Origin of the sequence: Edaphobacter sp. 12200R-103 (genome assembly GCF_010093025.1) — a bacterium.
Taxonomy (GTDB): domain Bacteria; phylum Acidobacteriota; class Terriglobia; order Terriglobales; family Acidobacteriaceae; genus Edaphobacter.
In genome coordinates this window covers 2,124,827-2,146,857 of sequence record NZ_CP048114.1, presented here as the reverse complement: position 1 = coordinate 2,146,857, position 22,031 = coordinate 2,124,827, and the positions used below count along the sequence as shown (strand labels likewise).

At 58.4% G+C, this 22,031-nt stretch carries 18 protein-coding genes; 11 read left to right on the top strand and 7 right to left on the bottom strand.

Features of this window, described 5'->3' with window-relative positions; genetic code table 11:
• Positions 1-30: 30 nt before the first annotated feature.
• The 4 genes from GWR55_RS08900 to GWR55_RS08885 all read right to left on the bottom strand — a co-directional run bounded on the left by GWR55_RS08900 (position 31) and on the right by GWR55_RS08885 (position 4,136).
• Positions 31-558: a porin family protein gene (locus tag GWR55_RS08900; RefSeq protein WP_162401950.1), complete on the bottom strand. Its 528-nt coding sequence runs from the start codon at positions 556-558 to the stop codon at positions 31-33.
• Positions 559-668: 110 nt separating this feature from the next.
• Positions 669-1,223 carry a porin family protein gene (locus GWR55_RS08895; protein WP_162401949.1) on the bottom strand — a complete coding sequence of 185 codons (555 nt, stop codon included), beginning with the start codon at positions 1,221-1,223 and terminating at the stop codon, positions 669-671.
• A gap of 115 nt (positions 1,224-1,338) precedes the next feature.
• Positions 1,339-3,243, bottom strand: coding sequence for a hypothetical protein (locus GWR55_RS08890; protein WP_202925604.1), 1,905 nt, complete (start codon positions 3,241-3,243; stop codon positions 1,339-1,341).
• 110 nt (positions 3,244-3,353) lie between these two features.
• Positions 3,354-4,136, bottom strand: a complete 783-nt coding sequence (locus GWR55_RS08885; protein WP_162401948.1) for an energy transducer TonB — start codon at positions 4,134-4,136, stop codon at positions 3,354-3,356.
• 676 nt (positions 4,137-4,812) lie between these two features.
• On the opposite strand from GWR55_RS08885, the gene galE reads away from it, so the two are divergent.
• Together galE and GWR55_RS08875 are read left to right on the top strand one after the other, a co-directional pair.
• On the top strand, positions 4,813-5,781 hold the full coding sequence (gene galE / locus GWR55_RS08880; RefSeq protein ID WP_162401947.1) for a UDP-glucose 4-epimerase GalE: 969 nt from the start codon (positions 4,813-4,815) through the stop codon (positions 5,779-5,781).
• A gap of 54 nt (positions 5,782-5,835) precedes the next feature.
• Positions 5,836-6,411 (top strand): DUF421 domain-containing protein, encoded by a 576-nt coding sequence (locus tag GWR55_RS08875; protein WP_162401946.1) that lies wholly within the window; start codon positions 5,836-5,838, stop codon positions 6,409-6,411.
• 7 nt (positions 6,412-6,418) lie between these two features.
• Here GWR55_RS08875 and GWR55_RS08870 read toward each other — a convergent pair whose 3' ends face one another.
• On the bottom strand, positions 6,419-6,631 hold the full coding sequence (locus tag GWR55_RS08870) for a hypothetical protein (RefSeq protein ID WP_202925603.1): 213 nt from the start codon (positions 6,629-6,631) through the stop codon (positions 6,419-6,421).
• Between the two features lie 244 nt (positions 6,632-6,875).
• Between GWR55_RS08870 and acs the strand changes: the two genes are divergently transcribed.
• The gene (gene acs / locus GWR55_RS08865; protein ID WP_238398732.1) at positions 6,876-8,852 is read left to right on the top strand and encodes an acetate--CoA ligase; all 1,977 of its coding nucleotides are present in this window, start codon (positions 6,876-6,878) and stop codon (positions 8,850-8,852) included.
• A gap of 268 nt (positions 8,853-9,120) precedes the next feature.
• Here the strand turns inward: acs and GWR55_RS08860 are convergent, their stop codons facing one another.
• Together GWR55_RS08860 and GWR55_RS08855 are read right to left on the bottom strand one after the other, a co-directional pair.
• A complete protein-coding gene (locus GWR55_RS08860; protein ID WP_162401945.1) occupies positions 9,121-11,166 on the bottom strand; it encodes an ATP-binding protein in 2,046 nt (681 codons plus the stop codon).
• A gap of 67 nt (positions 11,167-11,233) precedes the next feature.
• Positions 11,234-11,815: a DUF4440 domain-containing protein gene (locus GWR55_RS08855; protein ID WP_162401944.1), complete on the bottom strand. Its 582-nt coding sequence runs from the start codon at positions 11,813-11,815 to the stop codon at positions 11,234-11,236.
• A 282-nt stretch (positions 11,816-12,097) separates the two neighbouring features.
• Between GWR55_RS08855 and GWR55_RS08850 the strand changes: the two genes are divergently transcribed.
• From GWR55_RS08850 to GWR55_RS08815, 8 genes are all read left to right on the top strand, one after another.
• On the top strand, positions 12,098-13,420 hold the full coding sequence (locus GWR55_RS08850; RefSeq protein WP_238398768.1) for a dicarboxylate/amino acid:cation symporter: 1,323 nt from the start codon (positions 12,098-12,100) through the stop codon (positions 13,418-13,420).
• 94 nt (positions 13,421-13,514) lie between these two features.
• Positions 13,515-14,309 carry an NIPSNAP family protein gene (locus GWR55_RS08845; protein WP_162401943.1) on the top strand — a complete coding sequence of 265 codons (795 nt, stop codon included), beginning with the start codon at positions 13,515-13,517 and terminating at the stop codon, positions 14,307-14,309.
• Positions 14,310-14,702: 393 nt separating this feature from the next.
• Positions 14,703-16,601 carry a 1-deoxy-D-xylulose-5-phosphate synthase gene (gene dxs / locus GWR55_RS08840; RefSeq protein WP_162401942.1) on the top strand — a complete coding sequence of 633 codons (1,899 nt, stop codon included), beginning with the start codon at positions 14,703-14,705 and terminating at the stop codon, positions 16,599-16,601.
• 101 nt (positions 16,602-16,702) lie between these two features.
• Complete coding sequence (locus GWR55_RS08835) at positions 16,703-17,239, top strand: DUF2127 domain-containing protein (protein ID WP_162401941.1); 537 nt, start codon at positions 16,703-16,705, stop codon at positions 17,237-17,239.
• A gap of 339 nt (positions 17,240-17,578) precedes the next feature.
• Entirely contained in the window at positions 17,579-18,019 is a 441-nt protein-coding gene (locus tag GWR55_RS08830; RefSeq protein ID WP_162401940.1) for a division/cell wall cluster transcriptional repressor MraZ, read from the top strand.
• Between the two features lie 40 nt (positions 18,020-18,059).
• Positions 18,060-18,953 (top strand): 16S rRNA (cytosine(1402)-N(4))-methyltransferase RsmH, encoded by an 894-nt coding sequence (gene rsmH, locus GWR55_RS08825; RefSeq protein WP_162401939.1) that lies wholly within the window; start codon positions 18,060-18,062, stop codon positions 18,951-18,953.
• Positions 18,954-19,134: 181 nt separating this feature from the next.
• On the top strand, positions 19,135-19,662 hold the full coding sequence (locus GWR55_RS08820; RefSeq protein ID WP_162401938.1) for a cell division protein FtsL: 528 nt from the start codon (positions 19,135-19,137) through the stop codon (positions 19,660-19,662).
• Between the two features lie 50 nt (positions 19,663-19,712).
• Positions 19,713-22,031: a penicillin-binding protein gene (locus GWR55_RS08815; RefSeq protein ID WP_162401937.1), complete on the top strand. Its 2,319-nt coding sequence runs from the start codon at positions 19,713-19,715 to the stop codon at positions 22,029-22,031.

The following is a 22,031-nucleotide window of genomic DNA, read 5'->3' as shown; positions in this document are numbered from 1 at the left end:
CTCCGGGGCTTTTCTCATGCGTTTTCCAGGCTAGAAACGGTACGCGGCTCCTATGGTGACAGCGGAAGGAGTCAGACCGTGGAGCGGGAAGCCGAACCAGCGCTGATACTCATACTCGCCGCGGACGTTGACATGGCGCAACAGCCGGTAATCCACTCCGCCTCCAAAGGCGACCAGGTTGTAAGCCAGATTGGCTGTCCTTTCGCCACGATAGGTGAAGTTGAAGACTCCCCGGCCATATAAACCTTTTACATAAGGGGAAAAACGGCCATAGGTGCGGGAGTAGCGTGGACCTACCCCGTAGGTCTTTTCGTAGATGTTGCTCCGCCCATCCTTAAGGTAGCGGAACTCTCCTTCCAGTCCGAGATGATGGAAGAAATCATAGTCCGCATAGATGGTAGTGCCGTTCACCCGGTTCGGCACATAGTCCGTATTTGCGTTGGAGAAGCCTGCTCCGACTTGCAGCGAAGCCCTGCGAATTCCTGTGGGGCTGGCTTGCGCAAAAAGAAATGCCGGAGTGCTGAGGAGGGCTGCAACGAAAAAAATATTCTTAACCAATCACGTTCCCCTGGATCTGGCTTGATCATTCCTGCAGACAGGCCAGACGCCTGATTCAGATGGGACTGCCGGTTCTCTTTCTATCGGCCGGCAGTCCCATCTCTTCAAGCTTAGCGGAACGTATAAGCTGCGCCAAAGGTAAAGACGTAGGGAGTCAGTCCGTTTTTGGCGAACCCAGGCCAGTTCTGATACTCGAAATCGATCAGGCGGATATTCCAGTGACGGCTTGCCACCATGTCCACACCTGCACCGGCGGCCCACATCTTGTAGGTGTTGGAGTAGTTCTTCCGCAAAGATCGGGGATCATAATCGGTTTTGAAGGTGCCCAGGCCCAGCAGACCCTTTCCGTAGGGCATGAAGCGGCCAAAACGCATGGAATAGCGCGGTCCCAGAAGGTAGGAGTCTTCGCCAATGTCGGTCGGAGTGATGACGTCCAGTCGATGGATGTCTCCTTCAATCCCCCAGTGGCGGGTGAAGTTGTAAGTGCCATAGATCGTATAGCCCTGAATCTTCTTCTGGCCGTAGTCGGGCGATGCAAAGGAGTACCCTGCCCCGAGCTGGATCGAGCTGTTACGAATGGCTGTGGGGGCAGCCTGGGCGTGCATGTATTGGGCCGTCGTCCCTAGCAAAAAGGCTATGGAAAAAAGAGAAAAAAGACGTTTCAACTCGGTGTTCCTCCATGTTTGGCTTTCAGGCTAAGAGCCGAAGATAGGACGAGATGATCTTTGGCTGGATGGTCGAAAGGGGGGACCGCTGGGGCGATCCCCGGGAACGATCGAATTAATTCTGCGGCGGATTCGCTGTTCCGGTCGCTGGTGTGTTTTGGCCTGCAGGGGCAGCCTCCTGCGGCGGGTTTGCGGTTCCACTGGCCGGAGCGGGCGCACCCGCTCCGGGAGCCTGCTGATCGCCTGGAGCTGCAGCGCCTGCTGGAGGCGCCGGGGTCTCAGCCGGGGATTTGTAGTAGCTCAGCTTGATATAGACCGGCGTAATCTCGAAGGGCATCTTGTCCGCAGGCGAGAGCAGCGGCTCGAAGCCCGTGTGCAGTGTGATCAACTGATCTGTCCAGGGATCGCGGCGCAGGAAGCTTGACAGTGGCATTGCTGCCTGTTGCTTCAGGTCTGCCATATTCAGTTTCGGGCTCTTGGCGATCAGGGCCTCCATCCAGAAAGTAAGATCGTCGTCGCTCTTGATCAGGCCGTCTCCGATCATCGGTTCATTCAGCGCCTTTATGGGCTTCACGCGTTCCTGCAGCTGCTGCAGATAAAGGCCGAAGTACTGCTGCCCACCCACAAGTTCCTTGGCATTCAGCAGCTCGACTGCCTTCTTCGCCGCGGCCGCATTGTCTTCCGGGGTGTGATGCATCGGAATGCGATCGAAGACCGAGCTTGCCGGGAAGAGCAGACGGTCATTGAAGGCGTACTTGGTGTCCAGGCGGTGCCCAAGAATGATGTGAGCCAACTGGAAGGCCAGCAGGGCATTCAGGTCACCCATCTGCTGGGCGCCATCCTGGCTGAGGATGGCTGTCGTATCGATCAGGCTCTTTGAGAGGATGATCGTGTTTCCGATCGAAAGCGACTCCAACGGTTCTGTTAGCAGCGTGCGGACCCGGACGGGCTTCGAAAGCGTGATGTTGTTGTAGGCCAGGATATTGGTCGCCAGCGCCTCCAGAGTCTTATCGAACTCGCTTGGAGCATCCAGCAGCCCCGCCTGGTAGAGCCGTTCCACAACGTTATCTTCGGCCTGTTGTACCCAGGCGCGTTGCGCTCCCAGCGGACTGACATCCTGCGCCTCATTGCTGACGTCGGTGGCTCCCACCACCTCCATCGAGGTATTCTCCGATTCCTTCTGCGGTACTTTCAGCGAATAGCCCCAGATGTGGTTAATCGCCTTGAACTGCAGTGAACGATTCGGGCTCTTGGGATCGCTCTCTTCTACATAGATCGATGTCGGTAGCCAGAGGTTGGGCTGAACGTTGGTGCGCCAGCTGTCGAAGTGATAGTACTCACGCGAATCCTTCTCGGAACCGCCGAAGTTGCCGTTGAAGCGAACGACGTTGCCGCCCTGCGTCTCCACCCAGATACGTCCGAAGAAGCGGCCCGTCTTGTTCTTGCCGATGGGGGTAACGTCGAAGACCGCCGTAGGCGTGTTCCCCAGGAACTCGTTGCGAACGTAACTGAACTGGTAGTGCTGTCGGTCGAAGTCGTTAGAGTCGATCAACAGCATCTGGATAAAGCCGACCGAGCTGAAGCTCATGTGCAGGCTGTCTCCCAGCCCGGTGAGGAACGAGGCGGAGTGACGGAAGAAGCCGAACTTGCCGCGATTGATGCCGCTTGAGGTCGCCTCGTTGACATCGAACTGCTCTCCGCCAATAATGCGCCCGAACTCCACGCGTCCCAGGAAGTGCTGGTCCGATTGAGGAGCCTGCCCCAGCTGGTTGTCGGAGCGCATGTTCTGGATATAGGTTTCGACGAGCGGAGCGCGATCCTTGAGGACTTTGATGACCTCTTTTTCACGGGTAATCGCTTTATCGATCAGTTGATTCTGGCTGGCCGTAAGTCTGGCTGCCGGAAGCTCCTGGGCGGCTTTCTTCTTGCCCAGAGGGAACGCCGATGCGCTATAGCCCGAAAAAGCTGTCGCGAGCAATGCCAGTGTCAGACCGGCAGCAGGTTGTTTGCGAAAGATCATGTGTTGCGGCTCCTGCGGTGACCTTAGGTCATCCATGATGTCTTGGTGCAATGAGGTAACCAAACAAAATCTAGTAAAAAAAGCCTCTTAAATCCTCCATCAGCCAGCGGTTAGCCCGCAAGCTGGAAGGCGACATTAACGATACCTTCCCAATCCACCGGACTTCCGCCGGCATCGGTAGCCGGCTGGAAGCGGGTTGCTTCAACCGCGCGAATGGCCGATTCGCCTAGCCCGTGGCCGAGATCGCTGGTAACTCCGATCACGTGGACCGCTCCCGTAGAAGAGACGCGGACGCGAACCGAGACAGTTCCTTCAATGCGGAGCTGAATGGCCTCCTGTGTGTACTGGGGACGAGGTTTATACAGCACCTTGGGAGGATGAGCTGCGCTTCGGGAGGGAGCCGCAGGTTTCGGCATCGGCGGAGGTGCTGCCTGGCCCAGATTCACTGGGCCCACCGCCGTGCTGCGACTGGTCGAGTTCAGGGGACCTGTCCCACCAGGAACTCCTAGCTTGACACCCTGTACCGGTCGGGCTCCATTGCCCGCCATATGCTGGCTTCCCGCATTGCCTGAACCGAGGTTGACCGCCGTGGCGCGAGGGCCCGTACCCGTATTGGAGGCGGGCATACCCGGCATTCCACGTTGGCCAAGATCGATTGTTGCCGTTGCGGGCCGATTGGAGGGCGCAATCGGGTTATCTGGACGGCCCAGTGCGACAGGCGTCGGATGGGCTGAATTATTCACTACAGATGCAGCCTGCGGGTGGGCCAGCGACACCGGTTTGGGTGCTGCCGGAGCTATGACCCGTTTGGGAGGCGCCGGAACCGCAGGGGCAGGCTGCGGCATCTTTACCTCCACCGTTTTGACCGGTTCTGGCTCTTTCACCTGAGGCATAGAAATCTTCGGCGGTGCGGTCTTGACCACGGGAGGGGGAGGGAGAGGCTTCGGAATCGGCTTCGGTCTGATCGGCTCTATCGGCTTCAGAGGAAGCGAAAGGGTAATTTCCTGCAGGTGACGCTGCTCATCAACTGTTTTCTTGGCAGCGGCACCAACGATGCAAATGATAATTGCCAGAATCACATTGATGGTGACGGATGTAAATAACGATCCCTTGCTTTGCTGTCCGTCATGCAGAATTCCGAAATGAGAAAACTGCACACTGGCTGGATGTAGATCGTCACTTCGTAGTGGCTTCGCCATTTTCAAAAGTCCTTTTTGTTGACACCTCTCCAGCAGAGAGGTGGAACATTGGGACCAATCCGGGTAAAAACATACCGGAGGACTGGTGTACCGGGGAGAATGAACCCCAGCCCAACTGGGGGAAATTGCCTCCGAGCTCTCGCTCGGTCTTGCAAAATTCGACGACAACGCACCGCTGCCGCCAAGGAAGCGTAACAAGACAGACGTGAAGAATTGCGTCAGGGTTGCAGCAGGCGCCTTGCAATCGGGAGTCCATCGCGGTCAATGGCCGGAGCTCTGCCAATCACTCTTTCAGTATAGTGCCGGATGTGTAACTGGTTGACACTGGTACTTTTGTGGTATGCAGGAAGAGGTGCATAGGAGCAATAGAATGAATATTTTAGTGACCGGTGGGGCAGGTTATATCGGTGGTACAGTGACGCGTCTTTTATTGGCGGCGGGCCATACGGTAACCATCTACGACAACCTGTGCCATAGCCGCCGGGAGGCGGTCCCGAGCGGCGCCCGATTGATCGAAGGCGATCTCGCCGACCGCGGCCGCATTGAAGGCACGCTGAAGGAGAGCCGCTTTGACGGCGTCATGCACTTTGCCGCCCTTATTGAGGCCGGTGAGAGCATGAGGGTCCCGGAGCTCTACTTCCGGAACAATACGATGGCCACCCTGACGTTACTTGAGGCCATGATGGCCACCGGCCACGACCGCCTGGTCTTCAGCTCCACCGCTGCCTGCTATGGGGAACCTGAGTCGACTCCGATCACCGAAGAGGCTCGCCTGCTGCCAACCAACGCGTACGGTGAAAGCAAGCTGCTGGTCGAACAGATGCTGACCTGGTTCAACCGCATCCACGGCTTTCGTTACGCCAGCCTGCGTTACTTCAACGTCGCCGGGGCCATCGAGGGCTATGGCGAGGCCCACGAGCCGGAATCGCACCTGATTCCCCTTATCCTTGACGTCGCCTTGGGCCGCCGGGCCAACATCAAGATCTTTGGCCAGGACTACCCCACCAAGGACGGCACTTGTGTCCGTGACTACATCCACGTCAGCGACCTGGCCGACGCCCATTTCCTCGCGCTGGCAGCGCTCGATCGCAGCAGCCGCCTGATCTACAACCTTGGCAGCGGGCAGGGCTTCACCGTCCGCGAGGTCATCGACTCCGCACGGCGCATCACCGGGCGGCCCATTACTGTCGAGGAGTGCGAACGGCGTCCGGGCGATCCGGCGGTGCTTGTCGCCAGCTCGGAGAAGATCAAGTCGGAGCTGGACTGGAAGCCGAAATACCCTGAACTCGACCAGATCATCGCCGGCGCCTGGCAGTGGCATCAGCAACGCTATGCCTGAGGAGCAGTTTCGAGCCGCAGGACCAACGCGTCGAACGAGTGAGAGGTATCTGCCGTGATCGACAACATGTTTTCCCTGCACCTGCCGCTTCTGGAAAAGATCCTGCGGCCCATCATCGTCTATCTCTGCCTGGTGGTTTTTGTACGCATCTTTGGAAAGCGCGAGCTGGCGCAACTCAATCCTTTCGACCTGATTGTTCTGCTTTGCCTCTCCAACACGGTGCAGAACTCCATCATCGGCGACGACAACTCCGTCTCCGGAGGCATTATCGGCGTCTTCTCTCTGCTGGCCATCAACTATTTATTGAGTCGGCTTCTCTATCGCATGCCTAAGCTCAATCGGATTGTCGAGGGCCACGAAACCGTGCTCATCGAACATGGGAAGGTCGACTGGAAGGCGATGAAGAAAGAAGCCCTGAGCGAACTCGAGCTGAAGACAGTGCTCCACAAAGGGGGACTGAACGACTATAGCGAGGTCGAGAGGTGCGTGTTGGAGCCCGGCGGAAACTTTTATGTCGAAGAGAAAGATCCTCTACGGGAAGGGAAGGAGCGCAGCGAGATCCTCCGTCAGATCACCGCGCTGACCACTGAAGTGCAGGAACTGAAAACCATGCTGGCATCCCGCGGTTAGCATTGCTCTACGAGCTTGCTTTTTTGCTGTTCTCGAGTGAGATGACCTTCTTCAGTGCCGTCCGGTAGCGCTCCGGAGGGTCGACAAGACGGGAGTCGCGAATAGCCGCGCGGTATCCACCCATATAGATCGAGTACATCACAGCCAGGGCGCATCCCACGCCAAAGAAAAAGCCGATGAAGAGCCCGACGGCTCCGAAGAACATTGTGGTCGAGGACATTGCTCTAAATTCTATGCGCTTCGCTCACGCTGGTAGCTATAGTTTTTCCTGCGGCGACTGCGGCTTGCTTTAGAGATCTGGATCGCAGAAGCCTGAGTGTATCGCGGCGAGCGGCCTATCGCTGGCATCCCGATCGGAAAACGATAATCTCGTTGATACACGGGACATTTGTCCTAGCTACCGGTTGCCGGTCGTATCCGCCATAGCGTACCTTTTTTGTACCGAGATCAGTGGAGGATGTTGCGTGACGGCGATTGCAGAAGGAACGGCGAATCTGGATTCAAGCTTGAGAGAAAACAGGGTCTTTGAACCCTCGCCGGAGTTCCGCGCCCAGGCCCATATCTCCAGCCTCGAGCAGTACGAGCAGATGTATCGTCGCAGCGTTGAAAACCCCGACGAATTCTGGGCCGAGGCCGCATCGGAACTGGACTGGTTCGCTCCCTGGACCAGCGTCATTACGCCTGGTCCCGACGGATCTGCCCTGGGAGCCCGATGGTTTGATGGCGGCAAATTCAACCTTGCATACAACTGTGTCGATCGCCATGCCCTAGGCTCGCGGCGCGACAAGATCGCCCTGCTATGGGAAGGCGAGCCCGGCGAAGTCCGCAAGCTGACCTACGGCGACCTCTATGCCGAGGTACAGCGCTTTGCCAACGTGCTGAAAGGTCTTGGAATCAAGAAGGGCGATCGCGTCGCCATCTACATGGGCATGTGTCCGGAACTGGCCATCGCTCTGTTGGCCTGCGCACGGATCGGCGCTGTGCATTCAGTCATCTTTGGCGGCTTCGCTGCGCATGCTATCGTAGATCGCGTTAACGATTCTTCCTGCGTCGCTTTGATCACACAGGACACGTCTTATCGTCGCGGCTCCGAGGTGCAGCTGAAGAAGATCGCCGACGAGGCGCTCGAACAGTGTCCTACGGTCAAGAACGTGATTGTCTACCGCCGCAGCGGAACCCCGGTCAACATGAAAGAAGGCCGTGACCTCTGGTGGGACGAGTCCATGCTCGCCGCCGGGAAAGAGTGCGCTGCCGAGTGGATGGACTCCGAGGATCCGCTCTATCTGCTCTACACCTCCGGCACGACGGGCAAGCCCAAGGGCCTGCTGCATACGACCGGTGGATATGCCGTGCAGACCTATCTCACATCGAAGTACATCTTCGATCTGCACGAGGACGACGTGTACTGGTGCACCGCTGACATCGGCTGGGTCACCGGGCACAGCTACGTGGTCTACGGCCCTCTGCAGAACGGAGCGACCGTCATGATGTACGAGGGCGCTCCCAACTGGCCGGACTGCGACCGTTTCTGGAAGATCATTGACGCCCACAAGGTCTCAATCTTTTACACCGCTCCCACAGCGATTCGCGCCTTCACCAAGTGGGGAGTGGAGTACGTCCGCAAGCACTCGCTGGCCTCGCTGCGACTGTTGGGAACCGTCGGCGAGCCGATCAACCCTGAGGCGTGGATGTGGTTCCATCGCGAGGTCGGAAAGGAACGCTGCCCCATCGTCGATACCTACTGGCAGACGGAGACCGGGTCCATCATGATCGCTCCCGTTCCCGGAGCCGTGGCGACCAAGCCGGGCTCGGCCACGCGGCCCTTCTTCGGGGTCGTCCCCGAGGTGGTCACCAAGGAAGGGAAGCCAGTGCCCGACGGCAAAGGGGGCCTTCTCGTCTTCCGCACGCCGTGGCCTTCTCTGGCTCGCACCGTCTACGGCAATCCCGAGCGATACAAGGAAGCCTACTGGGTTGAGATTCCCGGGAGCTACTTTACCGGCGACGGCGCCCGCCGCGACGCCGATGGCTACTACTGGCTGATGGGCCGCGTCGATGACGTTCTGAACGTCAGCGGACACCGCCTGGGCACCATGGAAGTGGAGTCCGCGCTGGTCGCTCATGCGAAGGTCGCCGAAGCCGCCGTCGTAGGCCGCCCGGACGATCTGAAAGGACAGGCCATCTGCGCCTTTGTCACCCTCGAGCAGGGCCACAGGGCATCCGAAGAGCTGAAGCAGGAGATTCGTCAGTGGGTCGCCAAGGAGATCGGTGCTCTCGCCCGTCCCGACGACGTCCGCTTTACCGAATCTCTTCCCAAGACGCGCAGCGGAAAGATCATGCGGCGCCTTCTGCGCGAGCTTGCTACCAGTGGAGAAGTCAAAGGCGACACCACAACCCTTGAAGACTTCACCGTTCTCGCAAAGCTTCGCGAAAACGACGAGTAAACCTGAATACAGCAAACGAAACGGCCCGGAGCAACAGATGCCCGGGCCGATTTTATTCGCGTCAATCCCAGAGCATATCCAGAGAGAGATATATACCTACCCGTGAATGTCCGCTTTGCCGGGACAATCGACGGTCTGCTTACTCAGGATGGACACCTCCATAGGGCTATCACGATGTGCCCCCGAAGCGACTGCCAATACCCTACGCAACCGGCACCTTGCATCGTTGGGTAACTGCGATCAGACTTCGGATATCGACAGCAGCGATCTAACGAAGATTCATGAGCGGCCGTGTTGGCAGCGTGAAGTGGACTGTTGTGCCCTGTCCGAGTGCACTGGTCACCCAGATACGGCCGCCGTGCAGGTTGACGATCCTGCGGCAGATCGTCAGGCCAAGCCCCGTTCCCCCCAGCGCGCGCGAATCCGAAGCGTCGCCCGACTGGAACCGTTCGAAGATATGTTCCAGCTTGTCCGGGGAGATGCCGCGACCGAAGTCGCGCACCTCAAACAGGGCCTCCTGATCATCGATGTTTCGCGCAGAGATGTGGACTTCTCCGTCTGGCTCGGAGAACTTGAAGGCGTTCGACAGCAGGTTTTTCAGCACCTGCACAATCCTCTCTGAGTCTGCCCATACGCTCACCTCGGTCGGCCTCAGTCGGATTCGTGTGCTCGAACCCTGCATCTGGGCCTCGTTCACGTTGACGGCTCCATGCAGTATCTCTCGCGCGCGAACCAGCGAGAGGTGCAACTCATTCTTCCCGCTTGAGATTCGCTCGAGGTCGACGATGTCGTTGACCAGCCTGCCGAGACGGTCGGCGTTATTGATCGCGATCTCCAGCATCTGCCGCGACTTCTCTGGGCGATGTTCCAGGGCTCCGCCGCGCAGCAGCCCCAGAGCCCCTCGCAGCGAGGTCAGGGGCGTGCGCAGCTCATGCGAGACCGTTGAGATGAACTCGTCTTTCATCCGGTCCAGAATTCTGCGTTCGGTCGTGTCCGTAAACGCGACCACGACACCCAGCGCCCGTAGCCCCCCGCTCTCGTTTGAGTTGGCATCGATCAGCGGCCGCGCGACATACTCCACCGGGAAACTGCTGCCGTCCTTCCTCCAGAAGACCTCATCGCGCACACGTGCTGTGCCGAAACTCGAGATGCTCTTGTGGATGGGCGATTCCCGCATCGGGTAGAACGAGCCGTCGGCGCGTGTGTGATGGATCAGGGAATGCATGACGCGGCCCAGCATCTCTTCCTGACGGTAGCCCAGCATCTGTGCCGCCGCGGCGTTGACCACAGTCACCCTGCCTTCGCGGTCGATGCAGAAGATGCCGTCTCCGATTGCTTCCAGGATGGAGTTCGACTGCCGGGTCAGCGTGCGCAGCTTTCTTTCGGCCTTGACCTGCTCGGTGATATCGACGCCAAACCCGAGGACATAAGGCGTCTTGCTGCCGTCCGCGATCAGCTTGTTGCGATATGCCAGGACGCGAACGTCCCCGGCACTGTGGGTTAGGTGCATCATGCCCTGGGCCTGGCCGGTCGCGGCAATCGTTTTCAGATACTCCCGGATCGTGTTCTGACGCTTGGCCGGAACGAACTTTTCCAAGGGAAATCCGACCATCTCCTTGACCTCGCGTCCGGTCGCGGCCGCTCCATGCGCATTCAAGGAGAGCAGCTTGCCATCGAGATCGTGCGTAAAGATGACGCCCAGCGAGCCCTCAATGAGCTGATGGTACTTTTGCTCATCGGTGAGGCCTGCCAGCGGGACAACGGCTTTTGCTGCGAGCGAATCAATCTCCCGCTGCATGGAGGATATGGATTCATCCAGATGCCTGACCCGCTCCTGCAACTGGAGCTTCTCCGCAGCCTGGCGCGCCAGCATCAGAAGCGCGCTCTCCTCGGGTTCCCTCAGCTTGCGTGGGAGTCGATCCAGGACCGCAAGCGCGCCGACAGCCCCGTCAGGAGCAAAGCCGATAGGAGCTGCGGCGTAGAAGCAGAACGGCTGCCCGCCGATCAGCATGCCATTCGGCGCAAATTGCGGATCCGCGCATGCATCCGGTATCTCAAAGACCTTGTCCTGTGGCATGGGCACAGGATTCGGGAGCGTCATGGAGGAGAGGTCACCTGGCTGCAAGCCGGCAGACGCTCTGATGCGCACCCCGCGCGCATCGATCGTCCAGAGTACGGAGACGGGGGCTTCGCAGATCTGAGCGGCCAGAGCGGCCAGGTCCTTCAGAGCTGGATCGTTTTCCGGCCCGATCTGATCCTCTTCCTCCGCAGTCTGACTTCGCTGAGCTTCGTCTTTGACCAGAAGAGCGTCCATAACCTGCAGATTGATCCTAGTGAGCGGTGGAGGGGAGGGTGTATCCAACTTTAGGTGTAGCTAAAACTTAGGGTTTTGGCAATGTACAGCATTCCCCGGCGGCGGCAGGCTCGCTGGCGCTTGCGTCCATTGCCACCTTCCAGCTTCCGTCCGGCATCTTCTTCCATACCGTCATATAGCGTCCGGAGATCACGACCGGCTGCCCGTTGCTATCTTTCGAGTGCCCCTCGTAGTGGCCCCAGGTAAAACCCATATCCTCCGAAGGACCCATCTGTCCCCCCTGGGCTACCCACGTCAGTTGATACACCTTCGGGTCCCACTTTGCCTGTGCTGCAATGGCTGCCTTGCCGATCGTTGCTGGCTGTCCGTTGTTCAGCACCACGGCGTCATCAGTAAACCACTCTGCGAAGGCCTTCCCTCCGCCGGCAGCGACCGCCTGGGCGAACTCCCCTTCCAACTCCATCAGGTGAATCACGCCCGGCGACAGGGTTGGCTGTGTCAAAGGGCTGATGACTGGGCCCTTCTGTTGTGTGAGGCCATCGAGCGGTGTGGCTGGAATCTGCTGGGTCCGGGCTGGCAAGGTGGACAGACTCAGCGCAAGCCAGAGACCCGCTGCAGCGAATTTCGTATATCGTTTGTCGGTTTTCATCCTCTGACCTCGTGCAGCTTTCGTCTGTTCTCGAAGCTGCTCCTCTTCCGATCTCCGCGCGTGAAAATACTGCCGGAAGCGTGTCTTCCTGCGGTGTTTTTCCTAAGTCTTTGACTGCTCCGGTGGATGCCGGTCTTCGCTTAAAAATAAATCCGCGCAGCCATTTCCGTCGCGTCGGCCCCGCGAGTATTTACTGCTGATATTCTTCGCCCAGTGCGAACGCATTCCACCGGACGAGTCCTTCTTGCCCTTGCGGGCATGCTGCTTGCGGCCGGGATCGCCATGGCTCTACTGTGGGATGAGAGCCACTTCGGGCAGGCTCTGCGATGGCTGGCGATTCTGCTGCTCGCCGTCTTCGCCCTGCGCCGCCGCAGCCTCACGCCGTGGATTTTTGTCGCCATGGTCGCGGGCGCTGAGCTTGGATTCGACGCTCCGCACCTCGCCGTTTCGCTTCGCGTCTTCAGCGATATCTTCCTCCGCCTGATCAAGGCCATTGTTGCTCCACTCATCTTCGCTACGCTGGTTACGGGAATTGCGGGACATGAGGACCTGAAGGCAGTAGGCCGTATCGGGATCAAGAGCCTCATCTACTTTGAAGTCATCACTACGCTGGCTCTCGTTGTGGGTCTGGCGGCTATCAATTTCACTCGCGCCGGCGAGGGCCTGGTGCTTCCCGCCGCCACCGCGGCTATGGAAGTGGCCCCGTCCGCTCCGCCGCCGACCCACTGGCAGGACTTTCTGCTCCACATCTTTCCCGAGAACATCGCAAAGTCCGTTGCCGAGGGCCAGATCCTCCAGGTCGCTGTCTTTGCAGTCTTCTTCGCCATCGCGCTCGCCGGGCTTAGTCCGTCGCGTCGCGCTCCGCTGCTCACTCTCTTCGAGGGGCTCAGCGAGGTGATGTTCCGGTTCACCAATATCATCATGTACCTCGCTCCGCTGGGAGTCGGCGCGGCAATGGCCTTTACGGTGGGCCATATGGGCCTGGGATCCCTCGTCAACCTCGGAAAGCTGCTGCTCACCATCTACGGTGCGCTCGTCGCCTTTGGCCTCTTCGTTCTGCTTCCGGTGGCTCTTCTCTTCAAGGTGCCTGTCCGGCGCTTTCTTCGCGCTGTTGCTGAGCCAGCCTCCATCGCCTTCGCCACCTCGGCCAGCGAGGCCGCTCTGCCCCGCGCGATGGAGGCGATGGAGGCTCTTGGTGTTCCCCGCCGCATTGTCTCTTTTGTGATCCCGGCCGGCTACAGCTTCAATCTCGATGGCTCGACCCTTTACCTGGCGGCGGCCAGCATCTTCGTCGCTCAGGCTGCGGGAATGCATCTCTCTGTCGGCCAGCAGGTCGTCATGATGTTGAGCCTCATGCTCACCAGCAAAGGTGTTGCCGGAGTGCCCAGGGCCACGCTGGTGGTCCTGCTCGCTACCGCAGCGACGTTTCACCTTCCCGCGGAGCCCATCTTCATCCTGCTGGGCATCGACGCTCTCGCCGATATGGCCCGCACGACCGTCAACGTCGTCGGGAACTGTCTCGCCTCGGTCGTCGTCGCCCAATGGGAAGGGGAGTTTGGAGTGGAGCCGGTCAGCGAAACCGTCCTTGAAGGCATCTCCGACTGATTCCATCTTCCGCAACTGTATCTGCAAGCTGCCATCGGTTAGACTGTCAGACCTGAGCAAAACCATCTGCCTCGCGTGATCTGGAGATACCTCTGTGCAAAGAAGAAGCTTCCTTAAGACCGCCCTTGCGTCCTCTGCTGCTGCCATCGCTCCCGCTGCTGTATCGGCGCAGGCACCGGCTTCGTCCGGAACTCGCGAGTACTACCAGCTTCGCAAATACACCCTCCGAAGCGGACCCCAGGCGAAGCTTACCGACCAGTTCTTTTCCGGTGCTCTCATCCCGGCTCTCAATCGCCTCAGCCTTTCGCCCATCGGCGCTTTCAAGGTCACCTTCGGCCCGCAGACCCCAACGACTTATCTGCTGATTCCGGGCACCAATCTCGAGACGGTCGCCAACGTCGACCTTCTTCTTGCAAAGGATGAGGTGTTTCTCAAAGCAGCCGAGCCCTTCTGGAGCGCACCCGCGAAGGAGCCGCCCTTCGAGCGCATCGAAAGCACGCTTCTGAAGGCTTTCGAGGGTTATCCGAAGGTTACCCCGCCGACCCCGAAGAACCCCAAGCGCATCTTCCAGCTTCGAACCTATGAAAGCCCGACGCCTGCCGACCACATCCGCAAGGTCGAGATGTTCCACCAGGGCGAGTTCCGCATCTTTGAGAAGTCCGGCTGTGGCAACGTCTTCTTCAGCGACGCGCTTGTCGGTCCGAACCTGCCCAAGCTGACCTATATGCTGACCTTTCCGGATATGGAAGCCCTCGAGACAGGATGGCAGAAGTTCTTCGCCGATCCCGACTGGAAGAAGCTCACCGGCAACCCGCGCTACAACTTTGAGCCGATTGTCAGCAACGTCGACAGCCTGATCCTGGCGCCTGCGCCCTATTCACAGATTTAGCAGTCAAGTGCAACCGAAATGAATTTAGAAAAGCCGTCATTCTGAGCAATGCGACGAATCCCTGTATTTTGCCTGCAGCGCCTAATGGTGCTCCGGGCAAAATATAGGGATTCGTCATTTCGTTCAGCAAAGACGAATCGCATACGCATTCAGGAAGGCAAACATAAGTCATTGATTTTTTAGCTATTTAGTTTGGAAATCCTGTCGCAGCATTAATCCTGACGCATCCGAGCGATACCTCCATTGCAAGGGCAGGTGCTTACCCGGATTCCCTCTACTGTCTATCCGGACCGCTATACTTGATCTTAGAAACTGTCCAATGGAGAGGCCGCAGAGTCTCATGGAAGGAAATTGCGTCGAATTAAGGGTAGGCCGGATAACAGGAACCAGCGAATGGACGGAATTCTAAAAACGATCAAGTCGCCAACTGACGTTAAAAAACTCTCGATTCCGCAGTTGGAGCAACTGGCTCAGGAGATACGCGAAAGGCTCATCAAGGTCGTTGCCAAGACTGGCGGTCACATCGGACCGAATCTTGGAGTGGTCGAGCTGACCATTGCTCTCCATTACGTCTTTGACACCCCTGCCGACAGCCTGGTCTTCGACGTCAGCCATCAGGCCTACGTCCATAAGCTCCTGACCGGCCGTGAAGACAGCTTCCATACCATCCGCCAGCCGAATGGGCTCAACGGCTTCATGCTTCGCACGGAGAGCGAGCATGACAGCTATGGCGCAGGCCATGCCGGAACCGCACTCTCCGCCGCCCTTGGCATGGCGGTCGCTCGCGATCTGGCAGGCGGAAGCGAACACGTGATCGCTCTGGCGGGAGACGCCGCGTTTACCAACGGCATCTCGTTCGAAGCACTCAATAATATCGCCGCGCAGACGCGTCGCATGATCGTCGTGCTGAACGACAACGCTTGGTCGATCGACAAGAACGTCGGCGCCATCGCGGAGTACTTCCACAAGATCACCGCGAACACCACCTTCAGCAACCTGCACGATAAGGCCGCAGGACTGATCGAGAAGTTTGGCGGCAAGGCCGCACGCCATGTCGTTCGCAAGGCCGAAGAGGCGGCCAAGGGACTCATCGGTCCCGGCATGCTCTTTGAGGAGTTCGGACTCAGCTATTACGGTCCCATCGATGGCCACAATCTTCCGCTGCTCATCGAGACCTTCAAGTTCCTCAAGCGGCAGAACAAGCCCGTCGTCCTGCACGCGATTACGCAGAAGGGCCGCGGCTTTCAGCCCGCGCTGGAGAAGCAGAAGAAGTTCCACGGTCTTGGCCCGTACGACCCCGAATCCGGAGAGACCAAGTCAGCCGGGCAGAAGACCTACTCGGAGATTTTTGCCGAGAGCCTGACGAAGTTGGCGAATATGAACGAGAAAGTTGTTGCCATTACGGCAGCGATGCCGAACGGGACCGCTCTCGATCTCTTTCGTCCGTATCATCCGACTCGCTACTTCGACGTTGGGATTGCGGAGGAGCATGCCGTCATCTTCGCCGCCGGAATGGTAACCAAGGGGTATAAGCCCTTCTGCGCGATCTACTCGACTTTCCTGCAGCGCGCCTTCGACCCTATCGTTCACGATGTCTGCCTGCAGAACCTGCCGGTTGTCTTCTGCATGGACCGTGGCGGGTTGAGCGGCGACGACGGCCCGACGCATCATGGCCTCTTTGATATCAGCTACCTGCGCAGTGTCCCCAACATCATCCACATGGTTCCCAAAGATGAGGATGAGCTGCAGGACATGATGTACACCGCCATGCTCCATAACGGTCCTTCCGCGATCCGCTACCCGCGCGGAACCGGTCCCGGAGTTGCGGTGAAGGAGAAGCCGGTCCGGATCGAGATCGGCAAGGCCGAAGTGCTCCACGATCCCGGTCGCGTCGATGTTGCCATCTTCGGTCTCGGAGCCATGCTGCCTGAGGCGGTTCGCCTGAAGACGATGCTTGAAGACGAGGGCTTCTCCGCAGCGGTCATCAATCCCCGATTCGCCAAGCCGATCGACAGAAGCTGCGTGGCCGACTTCGCCTCACGCGCCAGCCTGCTGATCACCCTCGAAGATCATGTGCTAGCCGGAGGATTCGGGTCGGCGGTGATGGAGACGCTCAACGGATTGGATGCGAATGTTCCCGTGGTCCGCGTCGGCTGGCCGGACACCTTTATCGAGCATGGAAAGGTGGAGGCACTGCGGATTCGGTATGGCATTACCGCCGAGGCCGCTCTCGAAAAGGCCCGACCTCATCTCAACCGTCTGATGGAGCAGGTGCTGGCGAAGCATTCGTGAGGCGCTTGAATGAGGCGTGTTTCAGACAGAAACTCGTTTCTTTCAGTCTCACGCTGGTCTCGTTGACATTTCCCGGTTAACCCCGTCAACTGAGAATCAGGATGGAAACCGAAGCAACAACCGATCGAAGCTGGACAAAGACGGGCGCAATTGTTCGCTCCACAACCGCGGCTCGACACCATGACCGCGGTCTGATGGCGATCGGGCTGTTTAAGCTGGGCAAGGCGATCCTCTTTTTCTTCCTGGGAATGGGAGCGATCCATCTGCTCCATAAAGACCTTGGCGACGAGCTCATGCGGATCGCTACCGCTCTGAAGTTCGATCCTGAGAGCAAGCTGGTCACCCTGTTGCTCGATAAGATCGACCTGATTGACGCGCACCGGCTGAAACAGATCAGCCTTGCCACCTTCGGCTACTCTCTCCTGGCCTTGACCGAAGGAATCGGCCTGATGTTGGAGAAGGTCTGGGCAGAGTACCTGACACTGAGCCTGACCATCTCCTTTCTTCCCTGGGAGATCTTTGAGCTGACGCGCCATGCTAACTGGTTTCGGCTCAGTCTATTACTGATCAACCTGTCCGTGCTGGCCTACCTGGTCTGGCTCTTAAGGAAGAAGAAAACTTCGACCGGCACCGCATAAGCGGTTGTTCTCTGCCTCTAGTTTCGCTTTTATTTCGCTTATCAGAACTTCAGGTAAGAACGCAAGTGACACGGCTGCCATGAACCGATCTAGATAGCCCAAGATGTAGTGGTTGATGGTCCTGATTACCCAATGAGCTGATAATTCCACAGCCCATTGTGGGAATACTGCAATTTATTTCAAATTCCGTTCTTTACATCGCCGTCATAGCTGGGAGACTATGTGGACGGAAGTGGTAAAAAGTGGAACAAAGAGGACTGATTCAAGCTCGATTTGAAGAAAGTCTACCTCCCTTGAGCCGCTTCTGGAGAAGCAAACGACAAACGTATCGAGGATGTCATGTTCCGGGGAAATCACCCAACACGCGTGGACGAGAAAGGCCGGCTGAAGCTGCCGGCTGAGTTCAAGCGCAGGGTGGACGAGCTTTACGGTCCCCAGTTCTACATCACGAGCAAGGACGGGAAGCGGGCAGAGGTGTATCCGCTGAAGGAGTGGGAAAAGATCGAGGAGAAGCTGGCCGCGATCCCTTCCATGAACCCGGCAAAGAAGAAGTTTCTGGACGTAACGAACTACTACGGCCAGATGGCAGAGATGGACGCGCAGGGACGACTGTTGTTGCCTCAGATCCTGCGGGAGTCGGCAAAGGTTGTGGGAGACGTTGTGGTTCTGGGTTCGCAGACGTTTCTTGAGGTCGTCAACCATGACTCGTTCAAGGCCGAGCTGGAGGCTCAGCCGATGAGCGAAGCCGATATGACGGCGCTGGCAGATTTTGGTTTGTAAGAAGTTGGCCCCCAGGGGCAGCACAGAGGGCGGGAAAGAGATGAGCAGACCGCAGCATGTGCCGGTTCTTTTAGATGAGGTAATGACCTACTTGAATGTGCGCCCGGGCGGCATCTATGTGGATGCCACGCTGGGACTCGCCGGGCACTCCTCGGAGATTGCGAGGAGGCTGGGGCCGAAGGGGACGCTGATTGGATTCGATCGTGACCCGGAGGCGATGAAGCTGGCCCGCGAGCGGCTGGATGCGCTTCGCGAGGAGCTTGGAGCGGAGATGCCGGAGATTCGGCTGGTGCCGAAGGCCTTCTCCCAGGCGGCCAGCGAGATCGAGCCCGGAAGCCTGGACGGTCTGCTTGCAGACTTCGGAGTAAGCAGCATGCAGCTGGATGAGGCGCACAGAGGATTCAGTTTTCGGTCGGAAGGCCCCCTGGATATGCGGATGGATACGCGCACGGGGGAGACGGCCGAGCAAGTGGTAAATCAGGAAGACGAAAACGAGCTCGCCAACCTGATTTACGAATTCGGAGAGGAAAGGAGGTCGCGGAGAATCGCCAGAGCCATTGTGAGGGCCCGGCCGATTACGACGACAGCACAACTGGCGAGAGTCGTAGCGGCTGCGGCCCCAGCAATGAAGGGTGACAAGATTCATCCCGCGACACGAACCTTTCAGGCGCTTCGGATTCGAGTGAACGACGAGCTGGGGGAGATCAGGACGCTGCTGGAGAGCGCGCCATCTCTGCTGAAGCCGGGAGGAAGGCTGGTATTGATCAGCTTCCACTCGCTGGAGGACAGGCTTGTGAAGGATGCGTTCCGCGAAGCGGCACGCAATGGAGTGTACGAGGTTTTGACGAAGAAGCCGGTGGTAGCCGGCGAAGAAGAAGAGATCAGGAACCCGCGGTCAAGAAGCGCAAAGCTGCGGGCGGCAGTAAAACTTTGATTTTGTCTTACTTGGTTCGAAATGGTTTGACGTTTGTGGAGACGAGTGATCGGGCCGGGGTTGTCCCACCGTGCTTTCAGGCGAAAGACAACCAGTAACAAAAAGTCCCTTCCTCAAATAACGATCCCGGCCCGGTTTCGTTCGTGAGGATGGCAGGTGCAGGAACAAGGAGAGGTGGACGATGGCGACTTCGGCGATGGCAGGACAGCAGATAGAGATGATGGGCGCGGCACGGCCGCATCGTCGTACGCAGTCTGTCGCAGAGCGCAACCGCTCGCTGTTGGAGGCACAGCGGAAGGCCCGCCGCGGACCGACTCCTGAGGTGTTCTTCGCCAAGCACATCGACAACACCCGTCTGGTCAAGGCCGACGATCCGGAGCGCCGCCGCGAGATGCGGCAGTTTACCGTCGCCATGAGCATGCTCTTCCTTCTGGTGATGGTTTATGTTTGGCAGCATTTTATGGCCATCGAAATCGGCTACAGGGTAGAAGCGCAGAGGCAACAGGTGGAGCAGTTGCGCGAGCAGAATCATCAGCTTCGGCTGAGCGAGGCTCAGCTTACCGATCCGGAGCGGATCGACAAGCTGGCCAAGCAGCTCGGATTGGATGCCCCGCAGCCCGGCCAGGTGATTCGTCCTGATGGAAGCAACGCAAGCGCAGAAGGCCCGGTCTGGGCTGAGGTGAAGACGCCCGCAATCGTAGCACGGTAAAGGACGGTTTAGAGTACAGAGAGAATCCGCTTTAGATTGGAAGAATCGGCATGAACAAGGCGCCACGGCAGACACTGACCGCTCCTATCCGGAGAATACGGTTCGTCAACGTGGCGCTTATCTTTATTTTCTGGACGGCGGCCATTACGGTCAGGCTGGTCTGGCTGCAGGTGGTTCGTCACAGCGACTTTGTGGAGAGGGCAGCGCGCCAGCAGCAGCGCACCTTTGAGGTTGCTCCCCGGCGCGGCGTTTTGTATGACCGCAATCTGAAAGAGCTGGCAATGACGGTGCTGGTCGACAGCATCTACGCCGTTCCCAGCGAACTGGGCGAGAATCGTGGCTCAACCGCCGATATCCTCGCAAAGATCGTCCACACAGACCCCTTGGACAACTTCACTACGAAGAAGCAGATGCTCGCGCGTTTTACTGCGTCGCGCAACTTCGCATGGGTAGCGCGCCGGGTGGATAACGAGACGGCCAAGCGAGTACGCGAACTGAACCTGAAGGGCGTCTACTTTCAGAAGGAGTTCAAACGCTTTTATCCCAACAACGATCTGGCTGCGCAGGTGCTGGGCTATGTCGGGGTGGACGATACCGGACTGAGTGGACTCGAGCGCGAGTTCGATGACGAGATGCACGGTGTTCCGGGGCACATGATGACCGCGGTCGATGCCAAGCGCCACGTCCTCGGCAGCAAAGAGAGCCAGCCGTTGCCTGGGGAGAATCTGGTGCTCTCCATCGATGCCAACATTCAGTACATGGCCGAGCGCGCACTCGATGCCCAGATGGAAAAGATGAAGGCGGCGCATGGAACCGTGGTCGTGCAGGATCCGCACACGGGGCAGATTCTCGCGCTCGCCATTTCGCCTCGCTTCAATCCGAACGACAGGCATCATATCGATTCCAGTGTGCTCCAGAACCTGGCGGTGAGCGATGTCTACGAACCCGGGTCAACCTTCAAGCTGGTGACCTATGCAGCGGCGCTCGATGCAGCCGGCGTTCAACCCACCGATATCGTCGATTGCCAGTTTGGCGCGATGACGATGTTTGGCCGTACGCTGCATGACGATCATTCGGATCGTTTCGGTAAGGTGACGGTGCAGTATGCACTTGAACATTCAAGCGACGTCGGTGCAGCCAAGATGGCCCTCAAGCTGGGGAACCAGAAGTTCTACGACTACATGCGCGCCTTCGGCTTTGGTGAGCGCAGCGGAATCGAGCTGCCCAGCGAGACGCGCGGCCTTTTGCGGAACCCCAGGAAATGGGATGCAACCAGCATTCTTTCGCTGGCCATCGGGCAGGAGGTCGGCGTAACTCCGGTTCAGCTGGTCACAATGGTAAGCACGATCGCGAATGGTGGCGTCTATATGCCTCCGCATATCCTGCTGCAGTCCACCGACGAAGTGAGGGGCGATCCGCGGCTGAAGCCAATTGCCTTCCGGCCTTCGAACCAGCTTCCAAACCCTCTGCCGGATGGAGCGCACCGGGTTATCAAGGAGCTGACTTCGGCAAAGATGCGCATGATGATGCAAGGCATCGTCACCACGGGAACAGGAAAGAAAGCGCAGCTTAACGGCTACAGCTCAGCAGGTAAGACGGGAACGGCGCAGAAGATCGATCCGGCGACGCACACCTACTCCCACACCAAGCTGGTGGCCAGCTTCGCCGGGTTTGCCCCGGTCAGCAACCCTGCAATCTCGATCGCTGTGGTCATCGATACGCCGACGGTAGGAACGCGCTATGGCGGTGAGACCAGCGCGCCCGTCTTCCAGGAGGTTGCCCAGGAGGTCCTTGAATATCTGGGCGTTCCCCACGATCAGCCTCTCAGGACCAAAAAACAGATGATTGAGGCGACCAAGGAGGTTGCGAAGGAGTCGCCGATTGAGAACGGCGCGAACCTCAATGAGATGTTCGCAGACATCAACAATCTGCCTGCCGACGATCCTCTTCGCGCCACACAGAACAGCACCGCGCCTGCGACACCGGATGTCGATGACAAAACGGCTTCGACATCGCGAAAAGGCAGTGAGGCGGCAGAAGGCAAGTCGTTGCTTGGTGCTTCGCCCCGGATGTTGGCGGCTCTTCGCTCTGACTCTGCCGAGGATGCGTCTGCTCCGAACATCAGCGCAGCCCCACACGTCGCTGCTGCGGTGCAGGTTCGTCCGGACGGAGGGGTGGTCGTCGATGCAACCCATCGCGTAGCTGTTCCTTCGTTTCAAGGCTCTTCTCTGCGTAGCGTTGTTGAAAAAGCAGACAGTCTTGGGCTAAGAGTTCAGCCCGTCGGCAGTGGTCTTGCAAAAGATCAGGCTCCGGCGCCGGGAACCATGGTTCCTGTCGGCACCGAAGTCGTTGTCAAATTCGCCCGCTGA